Raw genomic sequence first — 18,187 nt, forward strand, 5'->3', positions numbered from 1 at the left:
GCGGAGAAGATCTCGACGCCTGCGAAAGTGGAGCGGGTGATGGGAATCGAACCCACGCTATCAGCTTGGGAAGCTGAAGTTCTACCATTGAACTACACCCGCGTGCGCTGAAGTCTAGGCGCCGCTGCGGCCTCTGGCAATCCGTTCGCGCACGCGTTGATGGGCACCGCGGACTCCGCCCGGGCGGCCGCCGCCGCCGTGCTCCGACGCCGCGATTGCCCTGCAGCACGTGAGCGCGGATCATTCGCGGTCGACGTTTTCCGCCCTGCGCAGCCAGCGATGCCTCGTTCCGTTCCGACATCGCGTTCCCTGCGCTTCCGTCATGCCCTGGCCGCCTCGCCGGCGTTGTGGTGGGCGCTGCTCTATTTCTTCTGCCTGCTGTGCGGGTACTACGTGCTGCGGCCGGTCCGCGACGCGATGGGTGCGTCTGCCGATCCGTCCGCGGTGTTCCCGCAATGGCTGCTCGTGGCCGGTGAGCGCGCTGGCTTCGCACTGGGTGACTACACGCTGCAACTGCTGTTCACCGGCACCTTCGTCGCGATGCTGCTGCTGCAACCCGTCTACGGCGCACTGGTGGCGCGGTTCCCGCGCCGTGTGTTCCTGCCGGTGGTCTATCTCGGTTTCATTGCCTGCCTTGGCGGCTTCTGGTGGGCCTTCCACGCCGGCGTGCCGGGGCGCGGTGGTGCGTTCTTCATCTTCATCGCGGTGTTCAACCTGTTCGCGGTGACGGTGTTCTGGAGTTTCATGGCCGACGTGTTCGACAACGCGCACGCCAAGCAGGTGTACGGATACATCGGTGCCGGCGGCACGATCGGTGCACTGTCGGGCCCCGCGATCACCCGGCTGCTGGTGGAACAGGTGGGCGTGGCCAACCTGCTGCTGGTGTCGATGGGCCTGCTGTCGGTCTGCCTGCTGTGCATCGTGCAACTGCGGCCGTGGGCGATGGCCCGCGAGCGCGCCCATCGCGAGGCCAGCGGCGAACGCGCGATGGGAGGCTCCGTGTGGGCCGGCCTGCGCCTGGTGGCGCAGGATCCGTTGCTGCGCGCCCTGGCGCTGCTGATGTTCTTCGGCGTCGGCGTCGGGACGCTGCTCTACAACGAACAGGCGGCGATCGTGCGTCGCTTCTATCCCACCGCCGAAGCCGCCACGCGCTATTACTCGACGCTGGACTGGGCGGTGAACGGTCTGACCATCGTGATCCAGCTGCTGCTGACGCGCTGGCTGCTGCGCCGCTACGGTGTTGCGCCGCTGCTGCTGCTGCCGGCACTGGCGATCCTGGCCGGCTTCGCGCTGCTGTCGGCCTCGCCGTTGCCGCTGCTGGTCGCGGTGGTGCAGGTGACCACGCGCGCCAGCGAGTTCTCACTGGCCAAACCCGCGCGCGAAACGCTGTACACCCGGATGGACCGCGAGGCCCGCTACAAGGCCAAGTCGGTGATCGACACGGCGGTCTACCGCACCGGTGACTTCAGCTTCGTCTGGCTGCACAAGTTCCTCGCCGGCTTCGGTTCCAGCGTGGTGTTCGCCACCGGTGTGGTGGTCGCCGCCGGCATGGCCTTCGGCGCGTGGCGGGTGGTCCGCGAGCAGCGCGGGTTGCCGGAGAACTCTCCGGGCGACGTGGCCGCGGCGCAGCCGTCGCGGGCCTGATCCGGCGCGCTATCAGCCCGCCGGCGGCACCAGCCACAGTGGCAGTGCGAACAGCACCGCACCGAGCACGAACACAGCCGTCAGCGCGTGCACGGCGGGGTGTCGCAGGCCGCGCAGGAACACGAACTGCTCGATCGTGCGGCCGACCCAGAACAGCATCATCACCACCAGCAGCGCACGGCCCAGCGGTGTGCTGGCGAGCGCGTCCGGATAGAGCAGGCACAGGGCGGCGACCGCGAAGAACACGAACGTCAGCCGCAGGTTGAGGATCTGCACGATCGCGCGATTGGCACGGTCCAGCTGCGCCAGCTGGCGATTCCAGTCGAACAGGCGCCAGAAGCACAGGTGGAACACGCCAAGCGCGGCACTGTGCACGGCGCACAGCAGCAACATGGCTTGCGTGCTCATGCCGGCGCCCGCGGCGAAATCCACATCTCGATGGTCGCCGTGAACACCGCGACGCCCGCGGGGTCGTGCACCACCACCTCGACGGGGGCGGTGTAGCCGCTGTCCCGCACGGCCATCTCCGGCACCGTCGCGGTCGCACGCATCGTGCCGCTCGCCTTCGCCAGGTAGTCGACCTGCATGCGCTTCGGGATCCAGCGCATGCCCGCCGGCACCGTGGCCTCGGTGGCCAGGCCGCCGGCGAATTCGGCGAGATTGCACAGCGCGATCGCGTGCACCGTGCCGATGTGGTTGCGCACGCGCCGGCGGTGGCGCAGCGAGGCGACGGCGCGCCCGGGCACGAGTTCATCCAGACGTGGCGCGATGCTGCCGAAGTACGGCGCCTTCAGGCAGACCAGGCGGGCGAACAGCCAGCGGCCACCGGGCCAGGCGGCCATGCGGGCGTAAAGATCGGGCAGGCGAGGAGCCATGCAGCCTCCAGAAGAACGCCCGGCACTTGGCCGGGCGTTGTCGGGTCATGCGATGCGGGTCGGGCCTCAGGCCACTGCGCGCGCGGCGTGTGCGCCGGACGGCTGGCGGTCGTAGTGCGTGGCGGCGCGGAGCTCGTGCACGTCGAAATCGTCCACGGTGATCGCGTCCAGCGTGATCGCGCGCAGCTCGGCCAGCTGGTTGCGCTCGTCCGCGGTCAGCACGCCCTCGCGCACGGCCTCGTCGAGCTGGGCGTCGTAATCCAGTGCCTGGATGCCCTTGCCCTTGAGTGCCTTGAGGAACTTGCGCTCGACCGGCTCCGCGGCCACAGCCTTGGCCAGGTAGCTGGCGATGCGGCCGCCGGGATTGTTCTCGCACGGGGTCAGGAACACACCCTGGGCAAGACGCTCGCGGGCCTCGTTGACGTTCATCAGCAGCGAGGCCACCCGGTGGCCCAGGCGATCGCCGGGGGCTTCGGCGCGACGACCGAGCGGGAAGATCAGCACCCACATCAGCCAGCCGATCGGACGGATCGGGAAGTTGCGCAACGCCGCCGACAGTGCGGTCTCGATGCGGTGCACGCTGTCATGGAAGGCCCAGGCCAGCAGCGGCTTGTCGCCTTCCGGCGCGCCTTCGTCGTGGTAACGCTTGAGGATCGCACTGGTCATGTAGACGTGGCTGAGCACGTCGCCGAGACGCCCGGACAGCGACTCCTTGAACTTCAGCTTGCCACCGAGCGTCAGCATCGACACGTCGGCCATCAGCGCGAGGTTGGCGGAATACCGGTCGAGCTTGCGGAAGTAGCGACGCGTGTAGTCGTCACCCGGCGCGGCACCGAACTTCGCACCGGTGATGCCGAACCACAGCGAACGCACCGCGTTGGAAATGCCGTAGCGGATATGGCCCATCAGGTTGCGGTCGAAGTCCTCGAGCCCGCGCCGGTGGTCGGGGTCCTGCGCGGCCTGCATCTCCTTCATCACCCACGGATGGCAGAGGATCGCGCCCTGGCCGAAGATCAGCAGGCTGCGGGTCATGATGTTGGCGCCTTCGACGGTCACGCCGATCGGTGCCGCCTGCCAGGCGCGGCCGGCGAAGTTGCGCGGGCCGAGGATGATGCCCTTGCCGCCAAGCACGTCCATGACATCGCTGATGACTTCGCGGCCCATCGAGGTGCAGTGATACTTGGCGATCGCCGACGGCACCGACGGCACGTCGCCACGATCGACCGCGGCGGCTGTGGCCTGCGCCAGCGCACTGATCGCATAGGCCTTGCCGCCGATACGCGCCAGCGCTTCCTCCACGCCTTCGAAGCGGCCGATCGACAGGCCGAACTGCTTGCGGATGCGCGCGTAGGCACCGGTCACCACCGCGCCGGCCTTGGCGCCGCCGCTGGCAGTCGAGGGCAGGGTGATCGAGCGGCCGATCGCCAGGCACTCGTTGAGCATGTTCCAGCCCTTGCCGGCCATGTCGGCACCGCCGACCAGCTGGCTGAGCGGGATGAAGACATCCGTGCCACGGATCGGGCCGTTCTGGAACGGCGAGTTGAGCGGGAAATGACGGCGGCCGATCTCCACGCCCGGCGTGTCGCGCGGCAGCAGCGCAAGGGTGATGCCGACGTCCTCGACGTCGCCCAGCAGCGCGTCGGGGTCGTACATGCGGAAGGCCAGGCCGATCAACGTCGCCACCGGCGCGAGCGTGATGTAGCGCTTGTCGAAGGTGAGGCGCACGCCCAGCACCTGCGCACCGTTCCACTCGCCCTTGCAGACGATGCCGTAGTCGGGGATCGAGGTCGCATCCGAGCCCGCGAACGGACCGGTCAGCCCGAAGCAGGGCACCTCGCGGCCGTCGGCCAGGCGCGGCAGGTACTGCTCCTTCTGCTCCGGGGTGCCGTAATGCACCAGCAGCTCGCCCGGACCAAGCGAGTTCGGCACGCCGACGGTGGAGCTCACCACGCTGGAGATCGACGACAGCTTCTGGATCACCTTGTGGTGCGCCAGCGCGCTGAATCCAAGGCCGCCGTATTCCTTGGGAATGATCATGCCGAAGAAGCGGTTCTTCTTGATGTAGTCCCACAGCTCCGGCTGCAGGTCGGCATGGATGTGGGTGATTTCCCAGTCGTTGACCATCCGGCACAGCTCTTCCACCGGGCCATCGAGGAACGCCTGTTCCTCGGCAGTGAGCTGCGGCTTCGGATAGTCCAGCAGCTTCTGCCAGTCCGGATCGCCGGTGAAAAGCTCGCCCTCGAAGCCGACCGAGCCGGTCTCCAGCGCGATGCGCTCGGTCTGCGACAACGGTGGCAGCACCTTGCGGAAGAACGTCAGCAGTGGCGCGGTGACCAGCGACTTGCGCAGTGGCGCCACCAGCAGCGGGATCGCAATCAGCGCAAGCACGACGAAGGCGACGATGGTGGCCGTCGCGCTGGCGCCAAGCAGCCAGCAGGCCACCAGCGCGGTGGCCGCCATCGCCACCCAGACCGGCAGGCGCATCCGGTGATAGGCCGCGAACATGCCGGTCAGCAGCAGGGCGAGAAACGGAACGACAACGCTCATGGAAGGCTCCGGGAAGGCATGAAGGGATGGGGCCGGACATCCCGGCAGCACCATACGCTTTAGTATGGTTACGCGGCGCGCGAAGTCAATCCCGCGCCCATGTGCCGTCCCACGATACGCTTTCCGGCGCCTGCGTACGGTAAACTCCGCGCCCATGAAAACTCCCAACGCGGCGAAGTCCGCCGATGCGCCGCGCACGGGCGAGCGCCAGGGGCGCCTGAGCGCCGACGACTGGGCGCAGGCCGCCCTCGACCTGATCGCCGAACAGGGCGTTGCCGCGGTGGCGGTGGAGTCGCTTGCCCGGCGCCTTGGCGTCACCAAGGGCAGCTTCTACTGGCATTTCCCGTCGCGCGATGCGCTGCTGCAGGCCGCGCTGGAGCGTTGGGAAAGCGTCGAGCAGGAAGCGGTGTTCGGCGAGCTCGAAAAGATCTCCGACCCGCGTGACCGCCTGCGCGCGCTGATCGAGATGGTTGCCCACGAGATCAAGCTGCACGTCGTCTACAGCGCCCTGCTGCAGGCGCTCGACCATCCCATCGTCAAGCCGGTGATCGGGCGGGTGTCGGAACGCCGGCTCGAGCACCTTGCGCGTTCGTATCGGGAAGTGGGCTTCGGTGTCGACGATGCACGTCACCGCGCACGCCTGGCCTACACGGCCTACGTGGGTTTCCTGCAGCTGTCGATCCAGCTTCCACAGTCGCGGCTGGATCACGAACAGTTCGATGCGTACATCGCCCACGTCATGGCGACGCTGATTCCGCCGCGCTGAAAATCCTGGGAAAAACGCCTGTTTCGGGCGCTTTTCCCGTCTCCATGATGCAGGTGCAGCAAACCTCCTGCGTCGTGTCCCTTAAAATGTCCTGCTGGACTGACATGGCGCGTGGCGCCAGGAGCATGCAATTGAACGCCGCCCGCCCCCTCCCGACTTCCAATACCGCATCCGCGACTTCGCTTGCGGAACTGCAGGCATGGGTCGATGACGTCGCCCGCCTGACGCAGCCTGACCGCATCCACTGGTGCGACGGCAGCGATGCGGAAAACAAGGCACTGCTCGCGTCCATGGAGTCCGATGGCACGCTGATCGCGCTGAATCCGGAAACCCATCCGAACTGCTGGCTGCATCGCTCCGATCCCGACGACGTTGCGCGTGTCGAGCACCTCACCTTCGTGTGCACCCGCGAGCGCGATGACGCCGGCCCGAACAACCACTGGATGGATCCGGCAGAAGCGCACAGCAGGATGGATGGGCTGTTCGAGGGCTGCATGCGCGGACGCACGATGTACGTGATCCCGTACTGCATGGGCCCGATCGAGTCGCCGCTCGCGCGCTGCGGCGTCGAGATCACCGATTCGCCGTACGTGGTGGCCAACATGCGGATCATGACCCGCATGGGCGCTGCCGCCCTGCGCCGCATCGAACGCGAGGGCAGCGAACGCACGGGGACCTTCGTGCGCGGCCTGCACTCGCTGGGCGAGCTGGACCCGAACCGCCGTTTCATCATGCACTTCCCGGAAGAGCTGACGATCAAGTCGTACGGCTCCGGCTACGGCGGCAACGCGCTGCTCGGCAAGAAGTGCCACGCACTGCGGCTTGCGTCCTGGCAGGCGCGCCAGGAAGGCTGGCTGGCCGAGCACATGCTCATCGTCGGCATCGAGAACCCGCAGGGCGAGACGCACTATGTCGCCGCCGCGTTCCCGAGCGCCTGCGGCAAGACCAACCTGGCGATGCTGATTCCGCCCGCGCGCTACCGCGAGGCCGGCTGGAAGGTGTGGACGGTCGGGGACGACATCTGCTGGATGCGTCCAGGCGCCGATGGCCGGCTGTGGGCGATCAATCCCGAAGCCGGCTTTTTCGGCGTGGCGCCGGGGACGTCGGCGAAATCCAACCCGAATGCGCTGGCCACGATCCAGCACGACACCATCTTTACCAACGTCGGCCTGACCGACGACGGCCAGCCGTGGTGGGAAGGCCTCGACGATCGCGTGCCCGCGTTCGACTGGAAGGGCCGCCCGTACGACCCGGCCAACGGCCCGGCGGCGCATCCGAATGCACGCTTCACCGTGTCCGCCGCGCAGTGCCCGTCGTATTCCGAGCGCGCCGAGGATCCGCAGGGCGTGCCGATCTCCGCGATCGTGTTCGGTGGCCGGCGCGCATCGCTGGTGCCGCTGGTGTTCGAGGCACGGGACTGGACCCATGGCGTGCAGGTCGGCGCCGCGATGGCCTCCGAAACCACCGCCGCGGCCACCGGCCAGGTCGGCGTGGTGCGTCGCGACCCGATGGCGATGAAGCCGTTCTGCGGCTACAACTTCGGCGACTATTTCGCCCACTGGTTGTCGTTCGATACCGCGGACGCGAAGCTGCCGAAGGTCTTCCACGTCAACTGGTTCCGGAAGGGCGACGACGGCAAGTTCGTGTGGCCCGGTTTCGGCGAGAACATGCGCGTGCTGGAATGGATCATCGGCCGCGTCGATGGCAAGGCGGACGCGGTGGAAACCCCGATCGGCCTGCTGCCCGATGCCTCGATGCTCGATCTCGATGGGCTGGACCTGTCGGCGGATGCACTCCGGACGCTGCTGGCGGTGGACGAGGCCGGGTGGGCCGCCGAACATGCCGATGTCCAGGCGCAGTACGCCGCCTACGGCGACCGCCTGCCGGAGCCGCTGCGCGGCTGATCGCGCACCGGGTTTGCGTCAAAGGAAAAGGCCTTCCCGTCAGGGAAGGCCTTTTTCTTGGCCGCGGTTCATGACAGCTGGTTACCAGCAGGATAAGTATCCGGCGAGCTGAAGAAATCCGCAGAACTTCCGTCCCCCGGCGCATCCTCCCGGGCGGGGCGCTGCCTGCCTACCGGTCCTGTGGGCGAGTGCTCCTGCAGGCGCTCCGCATGCATGGTGCGCAAGCGCGCGCCACCAGCTGACGCAGGACGCCCCCAAAAACTACGGCCCCTTGCGGGGCCGTAGCGTGTTGCGGTTACAGCACGTGGATCAGAAGCGCTGCTGGTACTTCATGTACACGAAGCGACCGATGTCGAAGCCGCCGTAGTACGAGAAGTTCGCGCTCGGCTGCGAGTACATCGGCGGGCCGTACTTCTCGAACACGTTGTTCGCACCCACCGCGATCGTCGCGTTCCACGGCGCCTGCCAACGGAACTGCACGTCGTTGAAGGTGGTCGAGCCGCTCTTGTTGCGACGCGACAGCGCGCTCGCCAGCGAGCCGTCGGCATTGATGATGCCGGTCGGCGCGTAGGTGATCTCGTTGCACTCGAGGTGCGGCGTCATCACCGAGCTGTTGAAGTAGGTGCAGCCTTCCTTCATCGAGGAGTAGTAACGGGCCGTCCAGCTGGCACCGAAATCGCCGTACTGCCAGCTCAGGCCCAGGTTGGAGCGCAGACGGAAGCTGGAGGTGTTGCCGACCGAGGACAGCGGCTTGCGCGGGTCGTTGGTGCTCACCAGCGCGTCGTACACGGTGTAGGTGGAGTTGGAGTTGACCGTGAAGTTGCCGTAGTCGCCTGCGTCCCAACGGTAGGTCAGGTCGATGTCGTAGCCTTCGGCCTTGCGGAAACCGGCGTTGCGGCTGCCGAAGCGCATGAAGTCGACGAAGCCCTGGCCCGCATCACGGGTGAACAGCTGCGGCGAGCAGCGGCTGGTGATGCCTTGGATGTAGCAGTCGTTGAGGATGGTGGTCGGCGAATCGGCGACGATGGTGTCAGCGATGCGGATCTTCCACCAGTCGACCGACGCGTTGAAACCCTCAAGGAAGCTCGGGCTCCAGACGAAACCGATGGTCTGCGACTTCGACAGCTCTGGCGTCAGCGTCGGATTACTGCCCGAGGTGAAGGCCACCGAAGTCTGCGAGTTCGGCGAGGCCACCGGAGTGCCACCCTGGCCGATCTGGCGATAGGTGTTGGCCAGCGCGCCCATTGCCGCGACGCAGTTGGCGCGCGTGGTGGCATTGTTGGCCGAGCTACCGAAGTTGGTATCGCAGGGATCGGTATAGAACGCGAACGTCTGCGAACCGCCACCGTACAGGTCGGAGATGGTCGGGGCGCGGAAGCCATCAGCCACCGTGGCACGCAGCATCAGCGACTCGAACGGCTTCCAGCGCAGGCCGAACTTGCTGTTGGTGGTCTCGCCGAAGGTGTCGAAGTCCGAGAAGCGCGTTGCGGCGGTCAGGGTCAGCTCTTCCGCGAACGGCAGGCCGGACAGCAGCGGCGCCTCGAGCTCGATGTAGGCCTCGTCAACGCGGTAGCCGCCGCCGGTGGGGCCGGCCGCCAGGTTGGTCGAGCCGCCGGTCTGCGCGAGCGCGTCAGGCGAGAACATGCCGTCTTCCTTGCGGCTCTCCACGCCGACCGCGAAGCCCAGGTCGCCGCCCGGCAGGGTGACGATCGAGCCGGCCAGGTTGGCCGAGAACACTTGGGTGGTGGTCTCGCCGGTGGAATGCTCTTCCTGGAAGATGAAGCGCTGCAGCGCATCATTGCCGGTCATGCCGCCCGGGGCGACCACGCCGTACTCGACGAAGGGGTTCCACGGCACGCAGCCGGTGTCAACCGCGCCAGGCGCGCCGCAGACGATCTGGCCCTGGGCGTTCCGGAACGACGGACCGACCGCGCGCGAGACGTTGGCGAGGTTGAGGTTGCCGAAGGAGGCCTGGGTCAGCTTGCTCTGGCTGTGCAGGTAGCCGACGTCCCAGTCGAAGATGCGGTCGCCGATCTCGAAGTAGCCTTCAAAGGTACCGCTGAAGCGGTACTGGTTGAAGTCGGAGCTGGTCGTGCGCGGCACTTCCCAGGTCCGGCGCCACCAGGTACCGATGTCCGTACCGATCGGGTTGAAGTAGCTGTCGGCGTCCATCGGCGTACCGAAAGACGCGGCCTGCATCGGATAGCCGGCGATCAGGCGGTCCGTGGTGCGGTTGAAGTACGCCAGGTTGGTGCGGAAGCGGACGGTGTCGGTGATGTCGTAGCTGCCGTCGACGAAGAGCGACTTCGTCTCGAGCGGCGTGTGCACGTCCATCTGCAGGTTGGTGTTGGTCTTGTCGGCGGTGGAGCCCGGCAGACAGTCAACCGGCGTACCGGTGCCGGCCGGGCAGCTGCCGGTGAACGTGTCCTGGTTGCGCCAGTTTGCCGGATTCGACAGGTCGCCGTTCGGATCGATCGGCACCAGACGCACCTGGGTGGCCGCGTTGGCCGGGAAGGTCACGTTCGGGAAGCGGCCTGCAGCCTGGGTGCGGTTGACCGTAAAACCACCGATGTAGCCGGCTGCGGTCCACTGGTCGGTCGGATGGCGGTCGGTACGGCTGAACTGCGAGAACCAGCGGTCCGCACCGGCCACACCGTCTTCCTTGCGCCAGTCACCGGTCACCGTCAGCGAGCCGCGGTCACCCGAGAAGCCGAGGGTGAAGTCGCCGTTGGTGATGGCGCCGTCGCCTTCGCTGTACTGGCCGTAGTAGACGTTGGCTTCCGCGCCTTCGAAGTTGGTGCGGGTGATGATGTTGATGACGCCGGCCATGGCGTCCGAACCGTAGATCGACGAGGCGCCGTCCTTCAGCACTTCGATCCGCTCGATGGCGGCGGCCGGGATGGCCGCGATGTCCTGCAGGCCGCTGGTGCTGATGCCCAGACGCTTGCCGTTGAGCAGGATCAGGGTGCGCGGGGCACCGAGGTTGCGCAGGCTGATGTAGCTGCCGCCGACGTTCTCACCCGACGACAGCGGAGCTGCACGGCTGATCGGCGGGGCACCGACGGCGCTGATGTTCTGCAGGATGTCCGCGACGGACTGGAAGCCCTGGCGCTGGATTTCCTCACGGGTCACGAAGGTCACCGGCTGGGCGGTTTCCACGTCCACCTGGCGGATGCGCGAGCCAGTGACCTGGATGCGGTCCAGCGTGGTCGCCTGCTGGCCTTCCTGGGCGATCGCGACGCCCGTGCCGGCAACGGCGGTGGTGCCCGCAACGAGCGCGAAGGTGATCGCGTCGCGGAGCTTGTTGGTCTTCAACATCATCTCTCTCTCCAAGTATGTCTTGGGAAATTCCCATGGGAACCCGCCAGTGGCGTCAAGGGAGACGCCTAATCCGGCAAGGCCGAGGCCGATACTAGTCCCCCTTGTCGAGAAATTAAAGTGTCGTTAACAAAAGGCGTGGATTGCGTGAGCTGACCATGCTAGAGCGTGTGGCGGCGCGCTTCCCAAGCGTGCGGGAACCGGGTGTAACCCCCGCAGGTATGGCGGAGCAATGACGCGATCGCAGCGAAGCCCGGCCTTCCGCTGGGCTTGTGTCCAAGCGGAAATTGCCGACGACCGGCAAAGCAAGGACATCCACTCGCCCAAGCGGGTGGGGATGTGGCGGGCTGGTCGTGGGTGTTGCAAGGGGGCCGCGTGCGAGCGCACGGCGGCCAGACGAGCGTTTAGAGATCCTGCTCGTAACGGACGTAGGGAACGGTGCCCTCGTCCTCGCCGTTCTCGCCACGCAGGGCGAACGGATTGCGGCCACGCGTGACGATATTGTCCGCGCCCACCGTGAGCTGGCCGCTCCACGGGGTACGCCAGGTCAGGCCGACGCCGAGGCCTTCCCAGCGCGGCTGGCCGGGGCTGTCGATCACCTGGCCGATGATGCTCGCGCCGAACCGGCCGTAACCACCACCCACGCTCAGCGACTTGCTGTCCCAGCGGTCGGCGAGGTCCAGCGGTGCCTGCGCGTAGGGGATGAGGCGGGCCTTGGCCACCGTGCCGGCGATTGACACGTAACCCTGGTCGCTGATGTTCTTCTGCGCGAAGACCGTCAGGTCGTTGGAATCGAAATCACTGGCGCCAGCTCGACCGGAACTCAGCCAGGTGGGAAGATGGCCGCGGGTCTCGCCAACGCTCACGCCAATGCGGTTGCCGTCGCGGCTGAGGGCGGCGGTCGCAGTGCCGCGGCGGGCGCTGTCCGCGTCGCCGTCGAGATCCAGCGAAGCCAGCGCGCAGTTGTTGGCCAGCGTGCCGAGGGCGTGGGTCATCGCACCGCGGTAATCGCACAGCAGGCCCAGCGAATCCCCGGTGTCCAGGCCGAATGCGGCGTCGAGGCGATTGCCGCCGAAGCGCCAGCGTGCACCGGCCTGGGCCCCGCCTTCGTCGGTGGGTTCGAGCACCAGCAGGGCCTCGAGTCGACCGTTGGTGTTGTTCCAGATCGGAAGGACGGCCTGCTGTTCCGATGCCGCCGCGCGGCTCTGCGCGTGCACATCCGCTGCTGCGCCGAGGGCGAGCAGGGCGGAAAGCACGAGCGGGGCGAGGCGCAGCAGCATGGTCAGATCGACTCTTGCAAGAGCCGGTAGTTCCCGGTTTCGGGCTACGACTCTATTTCGTTTATGTTTATTTAACAATCCCCGTGCCGCGACCGGACGCTCATTGCAGGCGCTCCGGTGCGGGCATTGGAGCCGGGGTAGAAGTGAACAACGCGTCAACGGCGGGTGCGTCGAAGTGGTAGCGCTCGCCGCAGAACTCGCAGCGGACCTCGGCGTGGCCGTGGTCGTGGGTGGCCGCCATCGCTTCCTCATGGCCCAGTGACACGAGTACGCCTTCGACGCGCTCGCGCGAGCACGAACAGCCGAATGCCAGCGTGCGCCCACCCATCGGCTGCACGTCCTCTTCGGGGAACAGCCGGCGCAGCAACTGTTCGCAACTCCAGGCCTGCAGCTCGTCCTCGCGCAGCGTGTCGAAGAGGACGCTGGCGCGATTCCAGCCATCGTTGTCTCCACTGTCGCCCGGCAGCTTCTGCAGCATGAGCCCTGCGCAGAGGTCGTCGGTGGTGGTCAGCAGCAGCCGGGTGGGCAACTGCTCCGATTGCCGGAAGTAGTTCTCGAATGCCTCGGCGAGTCCGGCGGCGGCGATCTCGACCAGGCCCTGGTAGCGCGTTGGATCGCGGCCGGGGCCGGGGTTCTCGATCGTGATCGCCATGACGGCATCGTCGCCGGCGAGCCGGCGCAGATCGGGGCCGGCAACCTGCGCGGCCGCGGCATCGAAGTGGGCGAGTCCGCGCAACGTGCCCTGCGCCGTGCATTCGGCGAACAGCGCACGCATCGGACCTTCGCCGCGCAGCTGCACCGACAGCCGGCCATCGACCTTTGCGTGCGCGGTGAACAGCGCACTCGCCGCAACCGCTTCGCCGAGCGTGGCAGCGACTCCGGCGGGATAGCTTTCGCTTGCGGCGATCCGCCGCCAGGTGTCATGCAGATGGACGCGCACGCCGCGTACGCCGGCATGGGGCAACAGGAAACGGTCGAGGCGATCGGTGTCGTCGGGCAGGGTCATGGAGGATCCGTAGGGCGCGATGTGCCGGATAATGCCGCGCTCGGCATCACGGCGGCGGGAAGTCCCCCTGAAATGGGGGCAACGGGAGCGGCATGCAAGCACAGCGCAGTGGAACCCTCGACCAGCACGATCGACCACCACGGCGGAGACGCAGCCGTTGGCACTGGCTGTGGAAACTGCCTGTGCTGCTGGTGGTGGTCAGCGTGCTGCAGGTGCTGGTGCTGCGGGTGATCGACCCGCCGTTCTCCGCATACATGGCCGCGCGGCAGCTCGAAGCCTGGGCCGGGAACGGGCCGGAGCAGATCGACTACGCGTGGCGTGACTGGGACGCGATCGCGCCGGCGTTGCCACTGGCGGTGATCGCGTCGGAAGACCAGAACTTCGCCCGTCACCGCGGCTTCGACTTCGATGCGATCGAGAAGGCGCGGGCGCACAACGCGCGTGGCGGGCGCACGCGTGGCGCCAGCACCATCAGCCAGCAGGTCGCGCGCAACCTGTTCCTGTGGAGCGGACGGAGCTGGGTGCGCAAGGGGCTGGAAGCCTGGTACACGGTGCTGATCGAGCTGCTGTGGCCCAAGCAGCGCATCCTCGAGGTCTACGTCAACGTCGCCGAATTGGGCGATGGCGTGTACGGCGCGCAGGCGGCGGCGCGGCGGTTCTACGGGCGCGATGCCTCGGCGCTGGACTGGACGCAGAGTGCGCGGCTGGCCGCGGTGTTGCCGAGTCCGCGTCGCTACAGCGCAACGCGGCCGGGCCCGTACGTGCAGCGGCGCACCCAGGCCATCCAGCGGCAGATGCGACAGATCGGCGGCGAGGCGCATCTGCGGCAGCTCGACCAGAGCCATCGACGTCGGTACCGATGAGCGCACACCGCCGACCGCAGCGACAAGCCGCTAGGATGCGCGCCATGAGCCATGACCGCCTGACCATCGTCGTTGCCGCCTTCAACGAGGCCGACGCGCTGCCCGTCCTGCACCGGCGGATCCTCGACGTGCTGGATGGACTGCGCGGCGACGGCATCGACGGCGGCGTGCTGTATGTCGACGACGGCAGCCGGGACCCCACCTGGCCGGTGCTGCAGGAACTCGCGGCGGCCGATGCGCGTGTCGCGCTGGTCCGGCTGTCGCGCAACTTCGGCAAGGAGGCCGCGCTGACGGCGGGCCTGGACCTGGTCGAAGAGGGCGCCGCGGTGATCCTCGACGCGGATGGCCAGGATCCGCCGGAACTCATTCCACGCTTCGTCGCGCTATGGCGCGAAGGCCATGACGATGTCTATGGCACCCGTACCGAGCGCGAGGGCGAGACCTGGCTCAAGCGCGCGTCCGCGCACCTGTTCTATCGGGTGATGCTGCGGCTGTCGAAGACGCCGATCCCGGTCGACACGGGTGATTTCCGGCTGCTTTCGCCGCGTGCGCTGGCGGCGTTGCGGCAGTTGCGCGAACGCCACCGCTTCATGAAGGGCCTGTTCGGCTGGGTCGGCTTCAACCGCATCGCCGTGCCCTACCAGCGCGATGCGCGCCTGGCCGGCCACAGCAAGTTCAATTTCTGGCGGCTGTGGAACTTCGCGCTGGAAGGGGTGACCAGCTTCTCCACCGCGCCGCTGCGGCTGGCGACCTATGTCGGGCTGGGCACCGCGTTGATGGCGTTCCTGTACGCGCTGTGGATCGTGGTCAAGGCACTGATCTGGCGTGATCCGGTGGCCGGCTGGCCGACGATGATGGCGGTGATCCTGTTCCTCGGCGGCATGCAGCTGATCGCACTCGGCCTGATCGGCGAATACCTGGGCCGGCTGTACGAGGAGTCCAAGCAGCGGCCGCTGTACCTCGTCGACACCTGGCTGCCTGCGCGCGGCGTATCCTCGAAGCCCGTGTCGACGTTGGAGGTGGAACGCCATGCGTACCGTGCGGCAGGTGCTGGAATCGAAGAACCCTGAGGTCCATGCGATCGGGCTGGATGCGCCGGTCATCGATGCACTGCGACTGATGGCCGAACACGGCATCGGCGCCGTCCTCGTGATCGAGCAGGACCGGCTGGCCGGGATCGTTTCCGAGCGCGATTACGCGCGCAAGGTCGTGCTGTCGGGGCGTTCCTCGCAGCAGACACCGGTGCGCGACATCATGGTCGGTGCGGTGAGCACGATCGGCCCCGACGACACCGTGCCACGCTGCATGCAGATGATGACGGACGGTCGCTTCCGCCACCTGCCGGTGCTGGAGGACGGGCGGGTGATCGGCATCGTGTCGATCGGCGACCTGGTCAAGGCGGTGATCGAGGACCAGCAGGTCGAACTCGACCAGTTGCAGCGCTATATCGCGTCCTGACGGAGCGCACGCGGCGCCGCGCGGGTGCGGCTGGCGCCTACGGGTGCCCCTTTAGTGGGGGCACGAACTGATCCCCGTCCAGCGGACGACTCAGCGGGCGTACTCGCCGCCGCAGTCGCTGTCCTCGCCCGGGCCCAGTTCCAGCGTGGCCAGCAGCGCGGCCGGCGGTGCGATGGAACCGAGCGCCAGGGCGATCGCCCCACGCAGTCCGAGACGGGCAAGGTCGGGGCGGAAGCTGGGGTCGGAGAACGTGCCCCCGATCACCAGCGGCGAGCGCAGGCTGAGGATGCTGCGATCCTTCGGGCGCGGCCGCAACAGCAGGTCGAGGCGCTCGCTTTCGAGGTCGATCGTGCCCTCGCCGACGATCAGCGTGTCGGTGGTGTCGAAGGCGAGCGCGTTCGACGTCATCACGCCATCGGCCACCGCGAACTCCGCGAATGCGCAGCGGATCGGGATCTTGCGGTCGCGGGTCACCAGGAAGGCCAGGGCTTCGGCGATGTCGATGCCGGCCAGTTCCACCAGCAGAGCGCTGATTTCGCCCTTGCCCATGCCAATCGCGAGCTCGCCGTCCGAACTGCCGAGCATCGCCGCGATCGAATTGCCGTTGCCGACCAGCTTCGCGTGGCCACCGATGCGGCCGACCGCGTCGCCGGCGAGCGTGGAATCCGGGAACAGTCCGCCCAGGTTGAGCCCGCGGACGTCGGCATCGAGCGTGGTGCGGATCGGCGACTTGCGTGCATCCATGCGCACGGTGGAGCGGATGTCGCCCCCCGCGACGCCGAAATTCAGCGGTTCCAGCCGCAGTACGCCGTTCTCGAGGAACAGGTGCGCATCCATGTCGTCGAGCGGCAGGTCCGCTTCGATGCGCTGCGCACGCAGGCGCACGTCGGCATCCATCGCGTTGAGCTTGTCCAGCTCGTAGGGCGTATCAGGGATAAGGCCGCTGCTCGACGCTTCGGCTTCCTGCGCCGGGCTCGGGGTTTCGCCGGCGCCGGATTCCGGCGCGCCGCCCAGGAACCCGGCGAGGTCGTCGAGGTCGAGCAGCTTCGACACCAGGTCGGCCTTGAACAGGTTGCGCTCGCCGCCGGTCTCGACCGTCACCGAACCGGCGAGGTCGCTGTCGCCCACCTTGCCGCTGAAATCACGGTAGTGCCAGGTCGTCCCTTCGCGCTGCAACTGGCCGTCGACCGAGTACGGCGGCGTCGGTGGCATGGCCAGCCCGAGCAGGGGATAGAGGTGTTCCAGATTGCGGCCGGCCAGCGCCATCTGGAAGCCGAAGGTCTCGAACTGGAATGCGTCGAGCAGGGAGCCGCGGGCGTGCGCGCGCGTTGCGCCGGCGCGGGCGTGCAGGTCGAAGCGGTATGGGCTGTCGGTGTCCTGCAGGTCGAGCGGCGACTGTGCGGTGCCCTCGAGTTCGAACTCGGCGGCACGCCAGCGCCCTTCGCCGGTGATCGCGACCGGCGGCGCGGCATCGTTCTCGCCAGGTGCCTGGCTGGCGACGCGCACGTCGACCTCGGTTTCACCTTCCGGGTCCAGGAACAGCAGCGTGCCGTCGTCGATCCACAGGCGCCGCAGCTGGATCGGCGTGCCACCGCCGTCGCCGGCGAACGCGCTCCAGTTGCCTTCGCGGTCGGGTCCGATTTCCAGCCGCACCTGCGGGCGTTGCAGGCGGATTTCAGGGATCCGCACCTGGCCACGCAGCAGCGGCAACACCTCGATCGACAGGTCGAGCCTGTCGGCGGCGGCCATGCGGGCCTCGTCCGACCACTCGGCATTGCCGAGGTCGAGCGCATCGGCGCGAATCGTCGTAACCCGGCCGAGGTCGACGTCGAGGTCGCCGCCGATCGTGAAGCTGCGCCCGGTGCGCGCTTCCACCGCGCGCTCCACCGGGCGCTTGAACCAGTTCCAGTCCCACAACAGGATCAGGATCAGTACGCCAACCGCCGCCACGGCAAGGGCGGTACGCCATGGGTGGTCGGCGAAAGTGTCGAACGTGCGACGCCGGCGGGCGGAAGGTGTTGGGGCAGGCGCCTCGGACATGGGATTCACCTTTCGGGTTCCCGCCACCTTCGGTGCGCCGGTATCAAACCATGGTGAACGCGTTGTTCGGCATTCACTCAGCCGGTGGCGCTTTCGGCCTCGACCGCGGCGGTCGAGGCCTGCTCCTCGCAACGCAGCGTGCGCCCGTTGTCCTGCGACAGCTCGACGTAGTCGGCACCGACCACGAAGCGCAGGCCGACGTCCGACCACGTCGGCGGTTGGCTCTTGTCCATGGATCCCAGCTGCACCACCCGGCCATCGCTCATCGCGATGCGGGCGAAGCGGCGGTTCTCGATGAGGTCCACGCGGTTGCCGCCGTCGCACAGGTAGGTCGCATCCACCGGCCCGACCGGGGGCTTCGCGCCCTGCTGTTCGAACGCCTCGCTGACCGGCGTGGCGGGGGTGGGCTGCGAGTCCTGGCCGCATGCGGCAAGCAGCAGGCAGGCGGTGATGACAGACGCGGTTCGCATGGCGGCACTCCTTGAG

General features: G+C 67.6%; 14 protein-coding genes and 1 tRNA gene. 6 read left to right on the top strand and 9 right to left on the bottom strand.

Annotated elements, in window-relative coordinates; all coding sequences use genetic code 11:
• Positions 1-28: 28 nt before the first annotated feature.
• Positions 29-102: transfer RNA gene (locus E5843_RS03805), tRNA-Gly, on the bottom strand.
• Between the two features lie 177 nt (positions 103-279).
• On the opposite strand from E5843_RS03805, the gene E5843_RS03810 reads away from it, so the two are divergent.
• Positions 280-1,644, top strand: a complete 1,365-nt coding sequence (locus tag E5843_RS03810) for an NTP/NDP exchange transporter (protein WP_134672761.1) — start codon at positions 280-282, stop codon at positions 1,642-1,644.
• Between the two features lie 12 nt (positions 1,645-1,656).
• Here E5843_RS03810 and E5843_RS03815 read toward each other — a convergent pair whose 3' ends face one another.
• The 3 genes from E5843_RS03815 to E5843_RS03825 all read right to left on the bottom strand — a co-directional run bounded on the left by E5843_RS03815 (position 1,657) and on the right by E5843_RS03825 (position 5,066).
• Positions 1,657-2,052 (bottom strand): hypothetical protein, encoded by a 396-nt coding sequence (locus E5843_RS03815; protein ID WP_134672762.1) that lies wholly within the window; start codon positions 2,050-2,052, stop codon positions 1,657-1,659.
• The gene (locus tag E5843_RS03820; protein ID WP_134672763.1) at positions 2,049-2,519 is read right to left on the bottom strand and encodes a hotdog fold domain-containing protein; all 471 of its coding nucleotides are present in this window, start codon (positions 2,517-2,519) and stop codon (positions 2,049-2,051) included. Before E5843_RS03820 ends, E5843_RS03815 begins: the two co-directional genes overlap by 4 nt.
• A gap of 66 nt (positions 2,520-2,585) precedes the next feature.
• The gene (locus tag E5843_RS03825) at positions 2,586-5,066 is read right to left on the bottom strand and encodes an acyl-CoA dehydrogenase (protein ID WP_134672764.1); all 2,481 of its coding nucleotides are present in this window, start codon (positions 5,064-5,066) and stop codon (positions 2,586-2,588) included.
• 154 nt (positions 5,067-5,220) lie between these two features.
• Between E5843_RS03825 and E5843_RS03830 the strand changes: the two genes are divergently transcribed.
• Positions 5,221-5,832 carry a TetR/AcrR family transcriptional regulator gene (locus E5843_RS03830; protein ID WP_134672765.1) on the top strand — a complete coding sequence of 204 codons (612 nt, stop codon included), beginning with the start codon at positions 5,221-5,223 and terminating at the stop codon, positions 5,830-5,832.
• 125 nt (positions 5,833-5,957) lie between these two features.
• A complete protein-coding gene (locus E5843_RS03835; protein WP_134672766.1) occupies positions 5,958-7,736 on the top strand; it encodes a phosphoenolpyruvate carboxykinase (GTP) in 1,779 nt (592 codons plus the stop codon).
• Positions 7,737-8,045: 309 nt separating this feature from the next.
• On the opposite strand, the gene E5843_RS03840 is transcribed toward E5843_RS03835, so the two are convergent.
• The 3 genes from E5843_RS03840 to hslO form a co-directional block, all read right to left on the bottom strand.
• Complete coding sequence (locus E5843_RS03840; RefSeq protein ID WP_134672767.1) at positions 8,046-11,057, bottom strand: TonB-dependent receptor plug domain-containing protein; 3,012 nt, start codon at positions 11,055-11,057, stop codon at positions 8,046-8,048.
• 401 nt (positions 11,058-11,458) lie between these two features.
• Positions 11,459-12,334: an XOO1806 family protein gene (locus E5843_RS03845; protein ID WP_425480726.1), complete on the bottom strand. Its 876-nt coding sequence runs from the start codon at positions 12,332-12,334 to the stop codon at positions 11,459-11,461.
• Positions 12,335-12,434: 100 nt separating this feature from the next.
• Entirely contained in the window at positions 12,435-13,340 is a 906-nt protein-coding gene (gene hslO, locus E5843_RS03850) for an Hsp33 family molecular chaperone HslO (protein WP_136411876.1), read from the bottom strand.
• 92 nt (positions 13,341-13,432) lie between these two features.
• Here hslO and mtgA point away from each other — a divergent pair, with 92 nt between their 5' ends.
• Genes mtgA through E5843_RS03865 form a run of 3 tightly spaced genes read left to right on the top strand, consistent with a single transcriptional unit; the run spans position 13,433 to position 15,661 of the window.
• On the top strand, positions 13,433-14,203 hold the full coding sequence (gene mtgA / locus E5843_RS03855; RefSeq protein WP_141065689.1) for a monofunctional biosynthetic peptidoglycan transglycosylase: 771 nt from the start codon (positions 13,433-13,435) through the stop codon (positions 14,201-14,203).
• A gap of 44 nt (positions 14,204-14,247) precedes the next feature.
• Positions 14,248-15,273, top strand: a complete 1,026-nt coding sequence (locus tag E5843_RS03860; RefSeq protein ID WP_136411878.1) for a glycosyltransferase family 2 protein — start codon at positions 14,248-14,250, stop codon at positions 15,271-15,273.
• Entirely contained in the window at positions 15,233-15,661 is a 429-nt protein-coding gene (locus tag E5843_RS03865) for a CBS domain-containing protein (RefSeq protein ID WP_136411879.1), read from the top strand. The genes E5843_RS03860 and E5843_RS03865 overlap by 41 nt, the downstream gene beginning before the upstream one ends.
• A gap of 90 nt (positions 15,662-15,751) precedes the next feature.
• Here E5843_RS03865 and E5843_RS03870 read toward each other — a convergent pair whose 3' ends face one another.
• Together E5843_RS03870 and E5843_RS03875 are read right to left on the bottom strand one after the other, a co-directional pair.
• On the bottom strand, positions 15,752-17,701 hold the full coding sequence (locus E5843_RS03870; protein WP_136411880.1) for an AsmA family protein: 1,950 nt from the start codon (positions 17,699-17,701) through the stop codon (positions 15,752-15,754).
• A 77-nt stretch (positions 17,702-17,778) separates the two neighbouring features.
• Positions 17,779-18,171: a hypothetical protein gene (locus E5843_RS03875; protein ID WP_134672773.1), complete on the bottom strand. Its 393-nt coding sequence runs from the start codon at positions 18,169-18,171 to the stop codon at positions 17,779-17,781.
• Positions 18,172-18,187 lie beyond the last annotated feature (16 nt).

This window comes from Luteimonas yindakuii, assembly GCF_004803715.2.
GTDB classification, from domain to species: domain Bacteria; phylum Pseudomonadota; class Gammaproteobacteria; order Xanthomonadales; family Xanthomonadaceae; genus Luteimonas; species Luteimonas yindakuii.

Coding starts and splice junctions, on each gene's coding strand:
- E5843_RS03810 (WP_134672761.1), top strand. CDS start 280: ATGCCTCGTTCCGTTCCGACATCGCGTTCCCTGCGCTTCCGTCATGCC.
- E5843_RS03815 (WP_134672762.1), bottom strand. CDS start 2,052: ATGAGCACGCAAGCCATGTTGCTGCTGTGCGCCGTGCACAGTGCCGCG.
- E5843_RS03820 (WP_134672763.1), bottom strand. CDS start 2,519: ATGGCTCCTCGCCTGCCCGATCTTTACGCCCGCATGGCCGCCTGGCCC.
- E5843_RS03825 (WP_134672764.1), bottom strand. CDS start 5,066: ATGAGCGTTGTCGTTCCGTTTCTCGCCCTGCTGCTGACCGGCATGTTC.
- E5843_RS03830 (WP_134672765.1), top strand. CDS start 5,221: ATGAAAACTCCCAACGCGGCGAAGTCCGCCGATGCGCCGCGCACGGGC.
- E5843_RS03835 (WP_134672766.1), top strand. CDS start 5,958: ATGCAATTGAACGCCGCCCGCCCCCTCCCGACTTCCAATACCGCATCC.
- E5843_RS03840 (WP_134672767.1), bottom strand. CDS start 11,057: ATGATGTTGAAGACCAACAAGCTCCGCGACGCGATCACCTTCGCGCTC.
- E5843_RS03845 (WP_425480726.1), bottom strand. CDS start 12,334: ATGCTGCTGCGCCTCGCCCCGCTCGTGCTTTCCGCCCTGCTCGCCCTC.
- hslO (WP_136411876.1), bottom strand. CDS start 13,340: ATGACCCTGCCCGACGACACCGATCGCCTCGACCGTTTCCTGTTGCCC.
- mtgA (WP_141065689.1), top strand. CDS start 13,433: ATGCAAGCACAGCGCAGTGGAACCCTCGACCAGCACGATCGACCACCA.
- E5843_RS03860 (WP_136411878.1), top strand. CDS start 14,248: ATGAGCCATGACCGCCTGACCATCGTCGTTGCCGCCTTCAACGAGGCC.
- E5843_RS03865 (WP_136411879.1), top strand. CDS start 15,233: ATGCGTACCGTGCGGCAGGTGCTGGAATCGAAGAACCCTGAGGTCCAT.
- E5843_RS03870 (WP_136411880.1), bottom strand. CDS start 17,701: ATGTCCGAGGCGCCTGCCCCAACACCTTCCGCCCGCCGGCGTCGCACG.
- E5843_RS03875 (WP_134672773.1), bottom strand. CDS start 18,171: ATGCGAACCGCGTCTGTCATCACCGCCTGCCTGCTGCTTGCCGCATGC.